We start from the raw sequence: 15,526 nt of genomic DNA, 5'->3' as shown, positions 1-15,526 counted from the left end.
TCCGGACCACTAGCGGCACCCGCAGCGCGCGAGCGCCGTCGCCACGCGGTCGAGCGCGGCGCGGGCCGCGAGGGTGCCCGGCGCGGGGACGCGGTCGGCCATGACGGCGAACACCACGACGCCGGCGTCGCGCGTCTCGACGGCTCCCGCCAGCGTGGAGACGCCGGTGAGCGTGCCGGTCTTGGCCCGGACGGAGCCCCGCCCCGCTCGGTCGGGCGTGCTGGTGTAGCGGGCGGCGAGGGTGCCCGTGCCACCCGCCACCGGCAGCCCGGTGAGCAGCGGGCGCAGGGCCGGCCGGTCGGGGCGCAGGGCGAGGGCGAGCACGGCGGCGAGCGTACGCGGCGGCACCGCGTCCGACCGCGCCAGACCGCTGCCGTCGAGCAGGCGGGCCCCGGCCGTCGGGACGCCCGCCGCGTGCAGCGCCGCGACGACCGCGGCGCCCGGCGTCGCCGCTCCGGTACGGGCCTGGACGAGCGCCGCCAGGGCCTCGGCGAGGTCGTTGTCGCTCTGGGTCAGCATCCGCTCGGCGAGGTCGGACAGCGGCGGGGACTCGACCCGCGCGACCTCGTCACCGGCGCTCGGTGCGGCCGCGCGGCGCACCGTCCCGTCGACGACGACGCCGGCCCGGCGCAGCAGGGCCGCGAAGCGCCGGCCGGCGTCCAGCGCCGGGTCGGCGGCCCGCACGTCGGAGCCCGGCTGCACCCGACCCTCGTCGACGCTGAGCGCGCTGACCGGGGCGACGACGCCGCTGCGCACGTAGCCGGGCTCCCAGCCGGGGTTGACCTGCGGGCCGCGGAAGGCGGAGTCGTCGACCGCGAGCTCGACGGTCCTGCCGCGCAGCGCTGCGGCCGTGCGCTGCGCGAGCACGTCGAGCCGGGCGTACGCGGTGGTGTCCGCCGCGGGGTACTCCGGGCGCCACGACCCGGCCCCCGACTGCAGCGTCGCGTCACCCCCGCCGACGAGGACGATCCGGGCGGGCCCGGCAGCCGCCGCTGACGCCGGTGCCGCGGACGGGGAGGCCGTCGGGGCGTCGGCCACGACGCGTGTCGCCAGCCGCGTCGACGGCGGCAGCGCGCTCAGCACCGCGGCGGCCGTGAGCAGCTTCGCGGTGGACGCCGGCGTACGTGCCCGCGAGCCGTCGCGGTCCAGCAGCACCGCGCCGTCCGGGCCGACGACGACGGCGCCGGGACGGGTGCCGAGGGCAGGGGCGGCGAGCAGGCTGCGCAGCGCCGCGGACACCCCGGCCGCCGTGGGCCGGGCGTCAGCCGGCTCGGCGGGGAGGACGGCGGGCGCGGGGCTCGCGAGCACGGGGGCCGGGCTCGCGGACTGCCCTGGCGCGGAGCTCCGGCCGGTGGCGGGGTCGTGCAGCGACGTGGCGGTGACGCCGACGGCGGCCGCGGCGACCAGCAGGGTCGCGGCTCCGACTCCCGCCGCCCTGCGCACCCGGCGAGACTATCCGGCTATCGTCACCCCGAGTCCCGTGCGCCCGCCCAGCCGGGCCGTACGACGCCGATGGGGAGGGGAACCCGTGGAGTTCGATGTCCTGGTCGAGATCCCGCGCGGATCGCGCAACAAGTACGAGGTCGACCACGAGACCGGGCGCATCAAGCTCGACCGCATGCTGTTCACCTCGACGCGCTACCCCCACGACTACGGCTACATCGAGGGCACGCTCGGGGAGGACGGCGACCCGCTGGACGCGATGGTGCTGCTCGAGGAGCCGACGTTCCCGGGCTGCATCATCCGCTGCCGGGCCATCGGGATGTTCCGGATGACCGACGAGGCCGGCGGCGACGACAAGGTGATCTGCGTCGTCGCGGGCGACCCCCGCGTGAACCACCTGCGCGACATCACCGACATGCCGGAGTTCGACCGGCTCGAGGTCCAGCACTTCTTCGAGGTCTACAAGGACCTCGAGCCCGGCAAGTCCGTCGAGGGCGCGACGTGGACCGGCCGCGAGGAGGCCGAGGCGGAGATCACGAACTCCCGCCAGCGGCTCGAGGCGCACGGCCACTAGCGCGCCCGCCCGACTGAACGAGGGCACCCAGTGGGCTCCCGAGCCCTACTGGGTGCCCTTGTTCGTTGCGGGAGCGGCTCCCCACGAGTGAACGAGGGCACCCAGTGGGCTTCCGAGCCGCACTGGGTGCCCTTGTTCGTTGTGGGGCGAGGCGGGCTACCAGCGGTCGTGCACCTGCGGGCGGATCCGCTCGTCGTAGACCTCGCGCACGCGCTGGAGCGTCGCGCCGTCGAGGGGGGCGAGGTCCGCGGCCGCGGCGTTGCCCTGGGCCTGCTGGGCGTTGCGGGCGCCGGGGATGACGACGGAGACGCCGTCCTGGTCGAGGATCCAGCGCAGCGCGAGCTGGGCGGTCGTCGCCCCCTCGGGCGTGAGCTCCGCGATCTCGCGGGCCGCCCTGACCCCGGTGACGAAGTCCACGCCGGCGAAGGTCTCGCCGACGTCGAAGGCGTCGCCCTGCCGGTTGTAGTTGCGGTGGTCGTCGGGGCCGAACTCTGTCGACTCGTCGTACTTGCCCGAGAGCAAGCCGCTCGCCAGCGGGACGCGCGCGATGATGCCGACGCCGGCCTCGCGGGCCGCGGGCAGCAGCTCCTCGACCGGCTTCTGCCGGAACGCGTTGAGGATCACCTGCACGGTGGCGACGCCGGGGTGGCTGATCGCCTCGAGCGCCTCGGCGACGGTCTCTACGCTCACGCCGTACGCCGCGACGGCGCCGTCGGCGACGAGGGTGTCGAGCGCGTCGTAGACCGCCGGCGTCGAGTAGACCGGCGTGGGCGGGCAGTGCAGCTGGACGAGGTCGAGGGTGTCGACGCCGAGGTTGCGGCGCGAGCGGTCGGTCCACGCGCGCAGGTTGTCCAGCGTGTACGCCTCGGGCACGTGCGGGTCCGCCCGGCGCCCCGCCTTCGTCGCGACCGTCAGTCCCGCGTCGGGCCGCTCCTGCAGCAGCCGGCCGACCAGGCGCTCGCTGCGCCCGTCGCCGTAGACGTCCGCGGTGTCGATGAACGTCACGCCGGCGTCGACCGCCGCGTGCAGCGTCGCCATCGCGTCGCCCTCGTCCACCTCGCCCCAGTCCGCGCCCAGCTGCCACGCGCCGAGACCCACCACTCCGACCGGGCGACCAGTGCGCCCCAGGTTCCGCTTCTCCACGACGGACAACGTACGCGGCACCGCCGACAACCTCCGCGGCCCCCCACCGCGTCCTGAGCGGTATGACCCGGAGGTCCTTCCTGTCCTCGATCCTGCTCGCCGCCGGGATGCTCGCCGCGACCAGCGCTCCCGCCACCGCCGCGCCCTCGGCCTCCCTGCGCGCCGACCTGCTGCCGGCGTCGGCCTTCCCGGCCTTCGGCGACATCCACTGGGTGCGCACCGCGGTCACGGGCACGCAGCTGCGCGGGACCTGCGTACCCCGGCTCCCGTCGGGTCCGACCGCCACCTCCGTGCAGCGGCTCCCCTACGCCGAGCGCGGCACCCGCGCCCTGCAGACCGTCGTGGAGCTGCGCAGCGCGTCCCGTGCCCGGAGCGCCGCGCTGGCCCTCTCCCGCGCCGTCGCCGCCTGCCACCCCGCACACACGAGGGTCGTGCTGCGGGCGCGGACGTCCAGCACGCGCGTCTTCGACATCACCACGGCGGTCCCGGGCAGCGACGAGGGCCGCTTCGCCTACGTCGGCATCGGCTGGAGGGGCGACCGGCTCGCGGTGACCTACGTCGGCCACGGCGGCCAGGACAGCATCTTCTCCGACCGGGTGCTCAGCCGCGGGGTCACGAGCGCCACGAGCCGCCTCGGGTGAGACGGCGACTCGGTAGGCTCCCCGCCGTGCGCGACACCTCCCCCCAGGTCTTCCTCATCGCCAAGCCGAGCATCGACTGGGCGGAGGTGGGCCGCTACCTCGAGTCCGTGGGCGGCACAGCGTGGCTCGACCGGGTGCGCGACGAGGAGGGCCCCGACGGCGAGCGGCTCGTCGAGTTCATGGGCCGCATGTGCTACCGCAGCTGGGCGCCGGGGCTCAACCCCAACGTCACCCGTGTGCGGGAGGACAGCACGGCGTACCTCCGCAACATCCTGCGCAGCGCGCACGGGTCGGTGCTGGAGCACGCGAACTACTCGTTCGTCTTCGCCGACGTCTCGCGGGTGTTCACCCACGAGCTGGTGCGCCACCGCGCGGGCGCAGCGATCTCCCAGGAGTCGCTGCGCTACGTGCGGCTGACCGACCTGCCGTTCGAGCACCCCGGCTTCGTCCGCGAGGACGCCGAGCTGAAGGCCGCCGCCGACGCGCTGCTCGCGCAGATGGAGAGCTTCCAGGAGCTCGTCGTCGAGCGGACCGGCATCGCCGGTGACGGCGTCGACTTCCACACGAAGAAGACCGTGACCTCGGCGGCCCGGCGCTACGCCCCCGACGGCGTCGCGACGACCATCGGCTGGACGGTCAACATCCGCGCGGTCCGCCACGTCATCGCGATGCGCACGGACCCCGGCGCCGAGGAGGAGATCCGCCGCGTCTTCGACCAGGTCGCGCAGGTCCTGCAGCGCGAGCTCCCCGCGCTGCTCGGCGACTTCGTCCGCGACGACGACGGCACCTGGCGCCCGGAGTTCAGCAAGGTCTGAGCAGGCGGCCTACCTGCGCGGCAGCCGCACCACGCTGACGAAGAACTCGTCGATCTGCCGCACGACCTCGATGAAGCGGTCGAAGTCCACGGGCTTGGTGACGTACGCGTTGGCGTGCAGCGAGTAGGACCGCAGCACGTCGTCCTGCGCCTCGGAGGTCGTGAGCACGACCACGGGGATCGTGCGCAGCTCGGCGTCGGCCTTGATGGCCGCGAGCACCTCGCGCCCGTCCATCCGCGGCAGGTTGAGGTCGAGCAGGATGAGGTCCGGGCGCTCGGCGTCGGCGAACTCGCCCTCCCGGCGCAGGAACTCCATCGCGCGCACGCCGTCGTTGACGACGGTGAGGGTGTTCGCGACCTTGTTGTCCTCGAAGGCCTCCCGGGTCATGAGCACGTCGCCCGGGTCGTCCTCGACGAGCAGGACGTTGATGGGCAGCGGGGCGACGGGGAGCTCGGTCATGCGGGGCGGCCTTCCTGCACTGCGGGAGTCGAGGGGGAGCCGGCCGCGACGAGCGGCTCGACGGGGACGGGCTCGGGACGGGCCTGCACCGGCAGCGTGAAGCGGATCGTCGTGCCGTCGGCGACGTCGGCGTCGATCCAGATCCGACCGCCGTGGAACTCCACGATCTTGCGGCACAGCGCGAGCCCGATGCCGGTGCCCTCGTAGGCGTCCTTGGCGTGCAGGCGCTGGAAGATGACGAAGACGCGCTCGGCGTACTGCGGCTCGATCCCGATGCCGTCGTCGGCGACGCTCACCTCCCACTCGTCCCCGACCTGGCGGCCCGAGACGTGGACGTGCGGGACGCCGCCGGGCTTGCGGAACTTCACCGCGTTGCCGACGAGGTTCTGCAGCAGCTGGGTCAGCAGCGCCGCCTCGCCGTGCACCACGGGGAGCGCGTCGGCGGTGACCACGGCCCCGGCGTCCTCGATCGCGAGCTCGAGGTTGTGGACCGCGGAGCGGAAGCACGCGTCGAGCGGCACCTCGGCCTGGCCGGGGCTGAAGCGCCCCACCCGCGAGAAGGCCAGCAGGTCGTTGATGAGCGCCTGCATGCGCTTGGCGCCGTCGACCGCGAACTCGATGTACTGGTCGGCGCGCTCGTCGAGCTGGCCGCCGTAGCGCTTCTGCAGCAGCTGGCAGAAGCTCGCCACCTTGCGCAGCGGCTCCTGCAGGTCGTGGGAGGCGACGTAGGCGAACTGCTCGAGGTCGCGGTTGGACCGGGCGAGGTCCTCGGCCTGCCGCTCGAGCATCGTGCGGGCGGCCTCGACCTCGTCGCTGGCGCTGCGGACCTGCGCGAGGGTCGCGACCAGCCCCTGCCGCATGGCGTCGACGTCGGCGCCGAGCTGCTCGACCTCCGGGGGGCCCTCGACGCGCACGACGTGGTCGAAGTCCCCCGACCGGACCGTACGGGTCTCCGCCGCCAGCCGGTCGAGCGGGCGCACCACCCAGCGCAGCAGGAAGACCCAGATCGCCACCGCGAGCCCGGCCGCGATGAGCAGGCTGACGACGACGGCGACGAACAGCAGGTTGGTCTCGGTCTGCAGGTGGTCGCGGGCGGTGTCGCGGTGCCGGCGCAGCGCCGCGATGTAGTCCTGGTACGCGGCGCGCAGCCGGTCGAACAGCGCCTTGCCCTGCAGGATCGAGGCGTCCGTGACGGCCCGGGCCCCGCTCGCCCTGATCTGCGCCTGGACCGGGGCGGCCCACTCGGCGTACCAGGTCCGGGCGGCCGCGGCGGCACGGTCGTACGCCGCGCTGAGCTCGGGCTCGCGGCGGACGATCCGCAGCGAGGCCGCGCTCTCCTGCTTGAGCCGAGGGGACTGGAGCTCGTCCAGCGGCTGGAGGGTCGCGGGGTCCCCCGTCAGCGCGTAGCCGCGGATGGCCGTCTCCGCGTCGATGAGCGCGGTGAAGCCGTCGTTGCCGGCCCGCAGCACCGTGAAGTAGTCGACGACGACCTTGTGCTGCTCGTCGCGCGTCTGCTGGAGCAGCACGCTGGAGCCGACGAGCAGGAGGACGAGGATGGCGGCCACGGCGCTCAGCAGGGCACCGATGCGCCGCCGCAGCGGGACGCGCCTCATGCGGGAGGCCCGTCCTGCCCGTGCGCGACGACGAGCACGGCCACGTCGTCCGGCAGCGAGCCGCCGTGGAGGACCTGGGCCCGCTCGATGGCCCCGTCGACCAGCTCCCCCGTCCCGCCGGGGGCGGAGTAGGCCGGGTGGGCCCGCAGCAGGCGGAGCAGCCCGCCCACGCCCAGCCGCTCCCCCGGCTCACCGGCATGGCCCTCGACGATGCCGTCGGTGAAGAGCAGCAGCCGCCACCGCTCGGGCAGCGGCACCGGCCGGCTGCCCCACACGACGCCGGGAAGCACGCCGACCGCGGGCCCGACCAGCTCGTCGGGCAGCTGCTCCGGCGCGTCGCCGAGGAGCAGCGGCGCCGGGTGGCCGGCGAGGAAGAGCCGGGCGCTGCGGCGGTCGGGCGCGACGACGAGCATGCAGACGGTCGCGAACACCTCGTCGGAGCGCCGCTCGCGGACGAGGACGTCCTCCAGCACGGGCAGCACGTGGTCCTGGTCGCGGCCGGACAGCACGAGCGTGCGCCAGGCGATGCGCAGGCAGACGCCGAGGGCGGCCTCGTCAGGCCCGTGCCCGGCGACGTCGCCGATGAGCACCCAGAGGCTGCCGTCGCCGGTCTCGACCACGTCGTAGAAGTCGCCGCCGAGGACCGCGTCGCGGCCGGGGCGGTAGCGGGTGACGACGGAGACCGCGGGGTCGAGGACCTCGGGGTGCGGGAGCAGGCCGCGCTCCAGCCGGGCGTTCTCGGCGGCGCGGACCTGCGTGACGTACAGCGCCCGGGTCTGCTCGTCGGCCCGGCGCCGCTCGATGGCGTAGCGGATGGCGCGCCACAGCAGCGGGCCGTCGACCTGGCCCTTGACGAGGTAGTCCTGCGCACCGGCAGCGGCTGCGGCGATCCCCCGGTGCTCGTCGGCGTAGCCGGTGAGGCAGAGGACGGCGGCGTCGGTGGCCACCTCGAGCACGAGGCGCAGGGCGTCGAGGCCCTGCGCGTCGGGCAGCCCGAGGTCGAGCAGCACGCAGTCGACGCGCGCGGACGGGGACTCGTCCAGGAGCGCGGCGCGGGCGGCGGCGACCGTGCCCACGACCTCGATCGCCACGGTGGCCTCGGCCGCGAGCAGCTCGGAGACGAAGAAGGCGTCGCCCTCGTCGTCCTCGACGAGCAGCACGCGCACGGGGCGCGGCGGCGCCTGCGCCACGAGCAGCGCCTCCTCCACCGCACCTCCTCGACCCGTGGGCAGCGGCTCGAGGACCGGCCCGCTCGGGCAAGATCCTACGCAGGTGCCGGGGTGCTCCAGCAGCCCTCGGTCGGGTGGCTATGGTGCGCGCGTGCCGCTGCACCGTCACCCGCTCCGCCCGCGCCCCTCGCGGTGGGCAGTCGCCGTGCTCGTGCTCGCCGCTGCCGGGTGCCGCCCCGCGGAGCAGCCGTCACTGGGCGAGGCGTGCGCGGCGCTCGACCAGGTCGCGGCCTCGGCGTCCGCGGGAGCCGCGGCGGTGGCGTCGTACGCCGGCGGTCCCGACGAGGTCGGCGGCTCGCTCGCGCGTCGGGTCCTCGCGGGCAGCGTGCAGGAGGACGTCGAGTCGGCGCGCGAGATGACCGTGCAGCGCCCACGGGCCCTCCCCGCCCTCGCGGCGGGCGACGCCGCGGCGGCGGCGGTGCGCTCAGGACCCCTGGACGCGGCGAGGGCCGCGCTCGAGCGTGCGAGGAGCACGACGAGCGCGGCCCGGGCCGCTCTGGGCTGCCCGCCTGCCGCGGGCTGGTCGACCACCCGGTCGACCGGGTGACGGCTAGGAGCCGAGCAGGCCGCCGAGGCCCGCTCCCGCTCCGCCGAGACCGCCGGCGAGCTTGCCGGCGAGGTCCTTCGGGTCGATGCCGAAGCGCGAGAGGAGGTCGGCGTGCTGCTCGGTGTCGACCTTGTCGGGGAGGGCCTGCTGGGCCTCCGCGACCTTGTCCTGCGCCCCCTGGCTCTGGAGGAGGTCGATGATCTGCTGCTTGTCGAACTGCATGGGTTGCTCCAGGTCGGTGGAAGTGGTCGGCGGGACCTCTCCGCACGGCGCACGGCGCCGAAGGGAGGGGTGGAGCGGCGGCGCCCCGCCTGGGGGGGACGGGGTGCCGCCGCCACGGGTCCTAGCGCTCGGTGCCGCGGTAGCCGGCGTCGCCGGCGACGTCGACGCCCTGGTCGCTGTCGAGGTCGATGCGCTCCTTGCGGACCTCGCCCGTCACGGTCTCCTGGCGGGTCTCCTGCTCGGTCTCGAGGCGCACGCGCTCGACCGGCACGGCCTCGGTCGCGACGACCGGGCGCTCCTCGCGCAGCACGACCTCGTGCTCCTCCTCGGAGATGGCCGGGCCGTCGTACGCCTGGCCGGCGTTGGCGTCCGTGATCGGCTCGGTGACGAGGCGCGCGCGCTCCTTGGTCACGGGGACGGTGACCGACTCCTGCTCGGTCTCGACCCACTTGCGCAGCCGGGCGCGGCCGGCCTCGACCGTCTCGGTGCCGGCGCGCAGCCGCTCCTCCGAGCGCGTCATCGCCGAGTCGGTCGTCGGGCCGGAGGTGTCGTAGCCGGTGGTGCCGGCGACCTCGTCCGTCCCGGCCGTCTCGTAGCCCGTGGTGCCCGCGACGGCGGTGTCGGTGTAGGCGCTGCCCGTCGCCGTGGCGTCGGTGTACGCGGTGTCCGAGACGGCGCTGTCGGAGATGGCGCTGTCGGAGATGCCGGTGTCCGAGGTCCCGGACATGCCGCTGGTCGAGATGCCCTCGGCCACGCCGCCGCTGCGGACCTCGCCGCGGCTCAGGCCGTAGTAGCGGTAGAGCTCGTCCTCGGAGGACTCGCCCAGGTGGCCGTTCTCCGGGTCGACGTTCGGCGCGCCCTTGATCTGGTCCTTGCTGAACGGCACGGTGAGGTCGTTGCCGTTGAGCTCGCCCTGCGCGACCGGGACGAACGTCTCGTGCGTCCCGAAGAGGCCGGTGTGCACCGTGACCCACTCGGGACGGCCCGACTCGTCGTCGACGAAGATCTGGCCGATCTTGCCGATCTTCTCGCCGCCGGCGCCGTAGAGGGTGCCGCCGAGCACAGTGGGGGCCTGCTCCTGCGTGAACATGCTGCGTCCTTCCGTCGTCCTGGACCTGTCCGTGTCATGGAGACCCGTCCCCGAGGCGCAAGATCGACTAACATGGACAAAGTACGAACAACCTGTGCATGTCCGACTGCGCAGCGTGTCCTACCCTTCCGGGGTGGTCAGCACCCCCGCCCTCGCCGCCGTCCTGCCGACCGTCCTGGTCGTCATGGGCGCACCCGCTCCCGTCACAGTGACCGCGGCCGACCTCCCCGGGACCGGCTGGTCCGGCGCCCGCCCCGTCCACGGGCTCGACGCGCGGGCGCTGAGCGCGTGCACAGGAGCCGGCGGGGCGCTGCAGGGCGCCCGGCTGGAGAGCGGCGGGACCTGGACCCGCGGGGAGCGCGGCCCGCTCGTCAGCAGCACCGCGACCGTCCTGCCCGACGGGCGGGCCGGGGCGCTCGCCACCGCGTACGCGCGACGGCTGCCGGCCTGCGCGCGCACCGTGCTGGTGCCGGAGTACGCCGCGCTCGCGCCGTTCGACACCGCTGGCGCCACCGTCCGGCCGCTGGTCGTGCACGTCCCGCGCGGCGCCCGGGCGGCGGGGGTCGCCGTGGAGCTCCCCGTCGCGGGCACCACGGCGCGCTTCACCGGCACCGTCGTCCTCGTGACCGCGGGGCGGCGCGCGACGCTGGTCGAGGTCGACGGGGGCGTGGCGCTGCGGCCCGCGGAGCTCGGCGCGCTGGTGGCGGGCGTGGCGCGGCGGGCGCTGGCGGGCTAGCCGCCCCCGCACGGCACGCAGCGCGTCGCCGTCGGGCGCGCCTCCAGCCGCTCGGGCGGGATCGGGCGCCCGCACGACGCGCACACGCCGTACGCCGCGGAGCCCAGACGCGCCAGCGCCGCGTCGACCTCGGCGACCCGCGCGCGCGAGCGCTCGAGCAGCGCGCTCACCTGGGCGCGCTCGAACCCGACGGTCGCGCCCTCCGGGTCGTGCTCGTCGTCGCCGTTGCTGCCCTCCGCCGCGGCGGCGATGCCCGCGAACTCGCGCTCCAGCGCGGCGACGCGCAGCTCGGTCGCCGCGCGCTCGGCCAGCAGGCGGTCGCGCTCCTCCACGCAGGAGGTCTACCCGTACGGGCCGGTGCTCAGCGCTCGCCGTTGGCGAACGCGAGCTCGACGCGCAGCGTGCGCCCGTGCCACGTGGTCTCGAGCACCGGGGAGGCGCTGTCCCCCACGGCCACGCTGAACCACCGTGCGACGGCGCCCGACTGGGAGGCCCGGCCGGCGGTGTAGCGCTCGACGAGCGCCTCGACGTGGACGTCGAGCGCCCCGTCGTCGCCGCGGAGGACGGCGGTGACGGTCACCGTCGCACGCGCCTCGCCGGCGACGGCGGTCGCGGCGGTCCAGGAGGGCAGCGGCGCGCTGCCGGCGGAGGCGTCGAGCTCGAAGGTGCCGGTCGAGCGGGTGCCGTCGACGTCGGTCACGGTGGTGCGCCCGAGGACGGACGCCGTGCGCGGGCGCGTGGTGGTCAGGGTCACCGGACCCCTCCTTCGGCGAGTGGTGCGCTGCTGTCCCCTTCCTGTTCGGCGCTCCAGCCCGTGACCGGAGTCCTGGCACCCGCAAGGAGCAACCTCGAGATGTCCGGGCAGGACCGGTCCCGCTGTGGTCCCGGGCCCAACGTCCTCACCGGTCCGCACCTGCGCCCGGCCGGTCCAGGGGGCCGAGAGGAGGGAGGGACGACGGAGGAGGACCACGTGGTCGCAGGTCGGGACGGCGGGAGCGCCGGTCCCCCTGGGCCCGCCGAGGGCGGGCTCGTCGCGCTGCTCGCGGCGCTCGGCGGGTGCGGGGACGAGGAGGAGGTCGCGCGCACGGGCCTCGAGCACGCGGTCCGCGCGCTCGGCGGTACGCGCGGCTGCGTGCTGCACGGGGGCGACCCCGTGGCCTGGCTCGGGGTCGAGGACCGGGAGGGGGCGCGCGCCCTCGTCGCGGCCGGCGGCGCCGTCGCTGCGGCAGGTGCGGGCGACGACCGGCTGCTGGTGGCGGGGTGCGGGCCCCTGGACGGCGACGGCGAGGAGCTGCTCGCCGTCCTCGCCGGCGTCCTCGGCCTCGCCCTGCGCACCGCGCGGGCCGTCGAGGCCGCGCGCGGACGGCAGCGCCTGGCCGCGCACCTGCACGACGTGCAGCGCGCGCTCGCGCACCGCTCCCCGCACGCGGAGGTGCTGCAGCGGGTGGTCTCCGGCGCGCACGCGTGCCTCTCGGCGGACGACCGGGAGGGCTCGCGGACCTCGGTCCACCTGCGCCTGCACGGCACGCCCGAGGAGCGCGGGACCGCCTCGGCCGGGGACAGCGACCCCGACGCACCGGGCGCGGAACGGGTCGCCGCCCCGGTCTCGGATCTCGGGGCGTTCGTCGGCGCGCTGGTCGCGACGCGTACGGGCCGGGGCTTCTCCGCGCTCGAGGAGGCCGACCTCCGCGCGTTCGCCGAGCAGGTCGGCCTCGCGCTCACCGGCGCGCGGACCGCGCGGGCGGTCGAGGACGCCCTGCACGACTCGATCACCGGGCTGCCCGGGCGCGCCCACTTCCTCGAGACGCTGGACCGCGCGCTGCTCGAGGAGGGCGGCGACCTCGCGCTGCTCTTCGTCGACCTCGACCGCTTCAAGGAGGTCAACGACCTGCTGGGGCACGCGGCCGGGGACGAGCTGCTCGTCGTCGTGGCCGACCGGCTGCGCTCGGCCGTGCGCGGGACGGACGTGGCGGCCCGGCTCGGCGGCGACGAGTTCGCGGTGCTCGTCCGGGACCCCGCCGGCCCCGAGGTCGTCGCCGCCCTGGCCGAGCGCATCATCCGCGCGGTGTCCTCGCCGGTCGCGCTGCGCGCGGGCACGGCCTCGGTGGGCGCCTCAGTGGGCGTCGCGCTGCGCGAGCCGGGCGTACCGGCCGCGGACCTGCTGGCCCAGGCCGACACCGCGATGTACGCCGCGAAGCGCGCCGGGCGTGGGCGCTTCCGCGTGCACGGCGGCGCCGGCGACGACAGCCAGCTGGGCGGGGAGCAGGCGGCCGAGGGCCGCTAGGCGGCGAGCAGCCCGCGCCCGGCCGCGGCCACGCGGGCGAAGCGGCGGAAGACGAGCTCGGCCCAGGGGCGGGCGTCGAGGAAGGCCTCCCCCTCGGCCATGCCGGCCGGGTAGTCCATGGTCTCGTCGGCCTCGAGGTGGAACTGCATGCCCCACGCGCGGGCGCCGACCCGGAAGGCCTGGAAGCGGTAGTCCGCCTCGCCGCGCACGAGCAGCACGGCGCCCGGGGGGAGCGGGAAGTGGTTGCCGTGGTTCTGCATCACGCGCAGCTCGCCCGGCAGGCCGGACCAGAGCGGGTCGAGGGCGGCCGCGGGGGTGGGGCGCACCGTGCACCAGCCGGTCTCCCGCCGCTCGCCGCGGTAGCCCTCGGCGCCCGCCGCCTGCGCGAGCAGCTGCGCCCCGAGGCAGATGCCGAGCAGGGGGACGCCGTCGCGCAGCGCCGCCCGCACCAGGGCCAGCTCCTGCTGGCGGGTGGGGAAGCCGGCGTCGCGGAAGGCGTCCTGCGCACCGCCGCAGACCAGGACGCCGTCGTGCCCCGCCAGCGAGGTCGGGAGGGCGTCGCCGCGCGCGACGTTGCGCACGTCGGCCGTCAGGCCCTCGGCGCGGAGGGCCCGCCCGGCGTGGCCGAGCAGGTCCCGCGCTCCGTGCTGCACCACCAGGACCGTGCCGCTCGTCGTCATGCCCCTGGTCCTCGGCAGCGCCGAGCCGCGACTGGAGCACCGAGCCGGTGAGGGCGGCGGACGCGCGCCAGCGGCTGGCGGGTCAGATGCGCGGGCCTGGTGCCGATGACGACCAGGACGAGTCCGCTGGCAGGAAGGCCCCGCGCCCCATGACCCCCGTGCCCTCCGCGAGCCCGCGGCGCGCGCCCCGCGCCGTGCTCGTCGCGGTCCTCGTCGCGCTCGCCCCCGGGCTGGCGGGGCCCGGGTCGGCGCCGGCGCGCGCCGCGGCCGCCGCCTGCGCGCTGCCCGCGCAGAGCGCGGGGGCGGCGGCGAAGGTCGTGGGGACACCCGAGAAGAAGGCCCCGAAGAAGAAGCCGGTGAAGAAGGCGCCGAAGAAGAAGGCGCCGACGAAGCGGGCGCCGAAGAAGAAGGCGCCGACGAAGCGGGCGCCGAAGAAGAAGGCCCTGACGAAGAAGGCCCCGACGAAGAAGGCCCCGACGAAGCGGGTGCCGGCCACCAAGGTCGTCAAGGCCCCGACGAAGCAGAAGGCGCCCACGACCTCCTCGAGGCCGACGGCGGCGCCGAAGACGGCGCCGAAGACGGCACCGCCCGGGCGGACGCCACCGGGCGGGCGCCCGGTGGCGGTGCGCCCGGCACCGGTTCCGGAGCCCCGTCCGCGCTCCACCGCCCCCGCCGACTGCCCGGCCCCGTCGACCGGGACCGGCGCACCCGGCGCGGTCCCCACCGTGCTCCCGGGATCCTCGGGCACCGCCGTCGGCGCGGCGGGCAGCGCGCCGGTCCTCGGCGCGGCCACCGCTCCGCCACGCCCCTCGACGGCGCGGGCGGCAGGGCCGGCGGCGCAGGCCCCCGGGCGTACGACGCCCTGGGCCTTCGGCATCCACGGCTCGCCCGCGGGCGGCGAGGACGCGTTCGGCACCGTGCGGCTCTGGGACGCCGGCACGACCTGGTCGGACCTGCAGCCGGCGCCCGGCCGGTGGGACTGGACGCGGCTGGACGCCGCCGTCCTCGACGCCGAGTCCCGCCGCCTCGAGCCCGTCCTCGTGCTGGGCCAGACACCCGCCTGGGCCTCCTCGGACACCCGCGTGCCGGGCATGCTCCACCCCGGCGCCAGCATGCCGCCGCTCGACCCGCGGACCTGGAGCGCGTACGTCTCGGCGGTGGCCACGCGCTACCGCGGGCGGATCCGCGGCTACGAGGTGTGGAACGAGCCGAACTACGTCAGCGACTACTACCACGGCACCGAGCAGCAGCTGGCGTCGCTGACGGTGCTCGCCCGGACGGCGCTGCGCGCAGCCGACCCGGGAGCCCTGCTCATCGGCCCCGGGTTCGCGACCCGCACGCAGGGGCAGCTCGGCTGGCTCTACCGCTACCTCGACGCGCTGCCCGCCCGGACCCTCGACGTCGTCGCCCTGCACCTGTACCCGCCCGCGGGCCAAGGGCCGGAGCAGGCCGTCGCCCAGCTGCAGACCGTGGAGGCCGCGCTCGCGGGGCGCGGCATCACGGCCCCCGTGTGGAACACCGAGGTCAACCTCGGGGTCGTCGGTGGCACCAGCCTGGCGACCCCGGTCCCGGCCCCGCTCGACGGCGCGTACGTCGCCCGGCTGCTGCTGCTCTCGCGCGCGGCGGGCATCGAGCGGACGTACTGGTACACGTGGTCCTGGCTCGGCAACGTGGGGATCAACCTCCTGCAGCCCGACGGTGCGCCCTCCGGCGCCCTGGGCGCCTGGCGGCGCGTGGGCGCGTGGATGACGCACTCCACCCTCGACGGGTGCTCCGCCGCCGGAGCGGTGTGGACCTGCACGCTGCGCCCCGACGCCGGCGGCACGGCGCAGGTCGTCTGGACGACGGGTCCTGGCACCACGTACGCCGTCCCCGGCGGCACGGCGGGGGTCCTCGGCCTCGAAGGCAGCGTCTCGCCCGTCCCCGCGTCCGGGCGCATCCCCCTGACGGCGGTCCCCGTCCTCCTACCGGATGCGCGTCAAAGCCTCAGGCAACTCGCCGACGCGTCGATGCAGTAGGCGCAAGCGCCCGGACGGATGACGTCACGGGC

At 76.0% G+C, this 15,526-nt stretch carries 18 protein-coding genes; 7 read left to right on the top strand and 11 right to left on the bottom strand.

Going from position 1 to position 15,526, the window contains the following annotated elements; translation table 11 throughout:
- Positions 1-9 precede the first annotated feature (9 nt).
- Positions 10-1,443: a D-alanyl-D-alanine carboxypeptidase/D-alanyl-D-alanine endopeptidase gene (gene dacB / locus EV189_RS18550; RefSeq protein ID WP_130494501.1), complete on the bottom strand. Its 1,434-nt coding sequence runs from the start codon at positions 1,441-1,443 to the stop codon at positions 10-12.
- An 85-nt stretch (positions 1,444-1,528) separates the two neighbouring features.
- Here dacB and EV189_RS18545 point away from each other — a divergent pair, with 85 nt between their 5' ends.
- Positions 1,529-2,017, top strand: coding sequence for an inorganic diphosphatase (locus EV189_RS18545; protein WP_130494500.1), 489 nt, complete (start codon positions 1,529-1,531; stop codon positions 2,015-2,017).
- A gap of 156 nt (positions 2,018-2,173) precedes the next feature.
- On the opposite strand, the gene EV189_RS18540 is transcribed toward EV189_RS18545, so the two are convergent.
- Complete coding sequence (locus EV189_RS18540; protein ID WP_231116563.1) at positions 2,174-3,160, bottom strand: aldo/keto reductase; 987 nt, start codon at positions 3,158-3,160, stop codon at positions 2,174-2,176.
- 62 nt (positions 3,161-3,222) lie between these two features.
- Here EV189_RS18540 and EV189_RS18535 point away from each other — a divergent pair, with 62 nt between their 5' ends.
- Positions 3,223-3,801: a hypothetical protein gene (locus EV189_RS18535; RefSeq protein ID WP_130494499.1), complete on the top strand. Its 579-nt coding sequence runs from the start codon at positions 3,223-3,225 to the stop codon at positions 3,799-3,801.
- Between the two features lie 26 nt (positions 3,802-3,827).
- The gene (gene thyX, locus EV189_RS18530; RefSeq protein ID WP_130494498.1) at positions 3,828-4,616 is read left to right on the top strand and encodes an FAD-dependent thymidylate synthase; all 789 of its coding nucleotides are present in this window, start codon (positions 3,828-3,830) and stop codon (positions 4,614-4,616) included.
- Positions 4,617-4,625: 9 nt separating this feature from the next.
- On the opposite strand, the gene EV189_RS18525 is transcribed toward thyX, so the two are convergent.
- Genes EV189_RS18525 through EV189_RS18515 form a run of 3 tightly spaced genes read right to left on the bottom strand, consistent with a single transcriptional unit; the run spans position 4,626 to position 7,896 of the window.
- Positions 4,626-5,075 (bottom strand): response regulator, encoded by a 450-nt coding sequence (locus EV189_RS18525; RefSeq protein WP_130494497.1) that lies wholly within the window; start codon positions 5,073-5,075, stop codon positions 4,626-4,628.
- Complete coding sequence (locus EV189_RS18520) at positions 5,072-6,688, bottom strand: sensor histidine kinase (RefSeq protein WP_130494496.1); 1,617 nt, start codon at positions 6,686-6,688, stop codon at positions 5,072-5,074. Before EV189_RS18520 ends, EV189_RS18525 begins: the two co-directional genes overlap by 4 nt.
- Complete coding sequence (locus tag EV189_RS18515) at positions 6,685-7,896, bottom strand: PP2C family protein-serine/threonine phosphatase (RefSeq protein ID WP_130494495.1); 1,212 nt, start codon at positions 7,894-7,896, stop codon at positions 6,685-6,687. Before EV189_RS18515 ends, EV189_RS18520 begins: the two co-directional genes overlap by 4 nt.
- 112 nt (positions 7,897-8,008) lie before the next feature.
- On the opposite strand from EV189_RS18515, the gene EV189_RS18510 reads away from it, so the two are divergent.
- A complete protein-coding gene (locus EV189_RS18510; RefSeq protein WP_130494494.1) occupies positions 8,009-8,464 on the top strand; it encodes a hypothetical protein in 456 nt (151 codons plus the stop codon).
- Between the two features lie 3 nt (positions 8,465-8,467).
- Here the strand turns inward: EV189_RS18510 and EV189_RS18505 are convergent, their stop codons facing one another.
- Both EV189_RS18505 and EV189_RS18500 read right to left on the bottom strand, forming a co-directional pair.
- Entirely contained in the window at positions 8,468-8,686 is a 219-nt protein-coding gene (locus EV189_RS18505; protein WP_130494493.1) for a hypothetical protein, read from the bottom strand.
- Between the two features lie 121 nt (positions 8,687-8,807).
- Entirely contained in the window at positions 8,808-9,776 is a 969-nt protein-coding gene (locus tag EV189_RS18500) for a DUF2382 domain-containing protein (protein ID WP_130494492.1), read from the bottom strand.
- Positions 9,777-9,909: 133 nt separating this feature from the next.
- Between EV189_RS18500 and EV189_RS18495 the strand changes: the two genes are divergently transcribed.
- Complete coding sequence (locus tag EV189_RS18495; protein ID WP_130494491.1) at positions 9,910-10,512, top strand: hypothetical protein; 603 nt, start codon at positions 9,910-9,912, stop codon at positions 10,510-10,512.
- On the opposite strand, the gene EV189_RS18490 is transcribed toward EV189_RS18495, so the two are convergent.
- The gene (locus EV189_RS18490) at positions 10,509-10,844 is read right to left on the bottom strand and encodes a TraR/DksA family transcriptional regulator (protein ID WP_196788597.1); all 336 of its coding nucleotides are present in this window, start codon (positions 10,842-10,844) and stop codon (positions 10,509-10,511) included. The two genes, EV189_RS18495 and EV189_RS18490, sit on opposite strands and share 4 nt — an antisense overlap.
- Before the next feature lie 29 nt (positions 10,845-10,873).
- Complete coding sequence (locus tag EV189_RS20390) at positions 10,874-11,266, bottom strand: hypothetical protein (RefSeq protein ID WP_165400385.1); 393 nt, start codon at positions 11,264-11,266, stop codon at positions 10,874-10,876.
- 216 nt (positions 11,267-11,482) lie between these two features.
- Here EV189_RS20390 and EV189_RS18485 point away from each other — a divergent pair, with 216 nt between their 5' ends.
- Positions 11,483-12,796 carry a GGDEF domain-containing protein gene (locus tag EV189_RS18485; protein ID WP_130494490.1) on the top strand — a complete coding sequence of 438 codons (1,314 nt, stop codon included), beginning with the start codon at positions 11,483-11,485 and terminating at the stop codon, positions 12,794-12,796.
- Here EV189_RS18485 and EV189_RS18480 read toward each other — a convergent pair.
- Together EV189_RS18480 and EV189_RS20385 are read right to left on the bottom strand one after the other, a co-directional pair.
- A complete protein-coding gene (locus tag EV189_RS18480; protein WP_130494489.1) occupies positions 12,793-13,476 on the bottom strand; it encodes a type 1 glutamine amidotransferase in 684 nt (227 codons plus the stop codon). The two genes, EV189_RS18485 and EV189_RS18480, sit on opposite strands and share 4 nt — an antisense overlap.
- An 82-nt stretch (positions 13,477-13,558) precedes the next feature.
- Entirely contained in the window at positions 13,559-14,200 is a 642-nt protein-coding gene (locus EV189_RS20385; RefSeq protein WP_165400384.1) for a hypothetical protein, read from the bottom strand.
- Between the two features lies 1 nt (position 14,201).
- On the opposite strand from EV189_RS20385, the gene EV189_RS18475 reads away from it, so the two are divergent.
- Positions 14,202-15,494, top strand: coding sequence for a GH39 family glycosyl hydrolase (locus EV189_RS18475; RefSeq protein ID WP_165400383.1), 1,293 nt, complete (start codon positions 14,202-14,204; stop codon positions 15,492-15,494).
- Positions 15,495-15,526: the final 32 nt, after the last annotated feature.

It is taken from the genome of Motilibacter rhizosphaerae (assembly GCF_004216915.1).
GTDB classification, from domain to species: Bacteria; Actinomycetota; Actinomycetes; order Motilibacterales; family Motilibacteraceae; genus Motilibacter; species Motilibacter rhizosphaerae.
This window is presented reverse-complemented; position numbering and strand designations above follow the sequence as displayed.

Coding starts and splice junctions, on each gene's coding strand:
- EV189_RS18480 (WP_130494489.1), bottom strand. CDS start 13,476: ATGACGACGAGCGGCACGGTCCTGGTGGTGCAGCACGGAGCGCGGGAC.
- EV189_RS18500 (WP_130494492.1), bottom strand. CDS start 9,776: ATGTTCACGCAGGAGCAGGCCCCCACTGTGCTCGGCGGCACCCTCTAC.
- EV189_RS18535 (WP_130494499.1), top strand. CDS start 3,223: ATGACCCGGAGGTCCTTCCTGTCCTCGATCCTGCTCGCCGCCGGGATG.
- EV189_RS18505 (WP_130494493.1), bottom strand. CDS start 8,686: ATGCAGTTCGACAAGCAGCAGATCATCGACCTCCTCCAGAGCCAGGGG.
- EV189_RS18520 (WP_130494496.1), bottom strand. CDS start 6,688: ATGAGGCGCGTCCCGCTGCGGCGGCGCATCGGTGCCCTGCTGAGCGCC.
- EV189_RS18525 (WP_130494497.1), bottom strand. CDS start 5,075: ATGACCGAGCTCCCCGTCGCCCCGCTGCCCATCAACGTCCTGCTCGTC.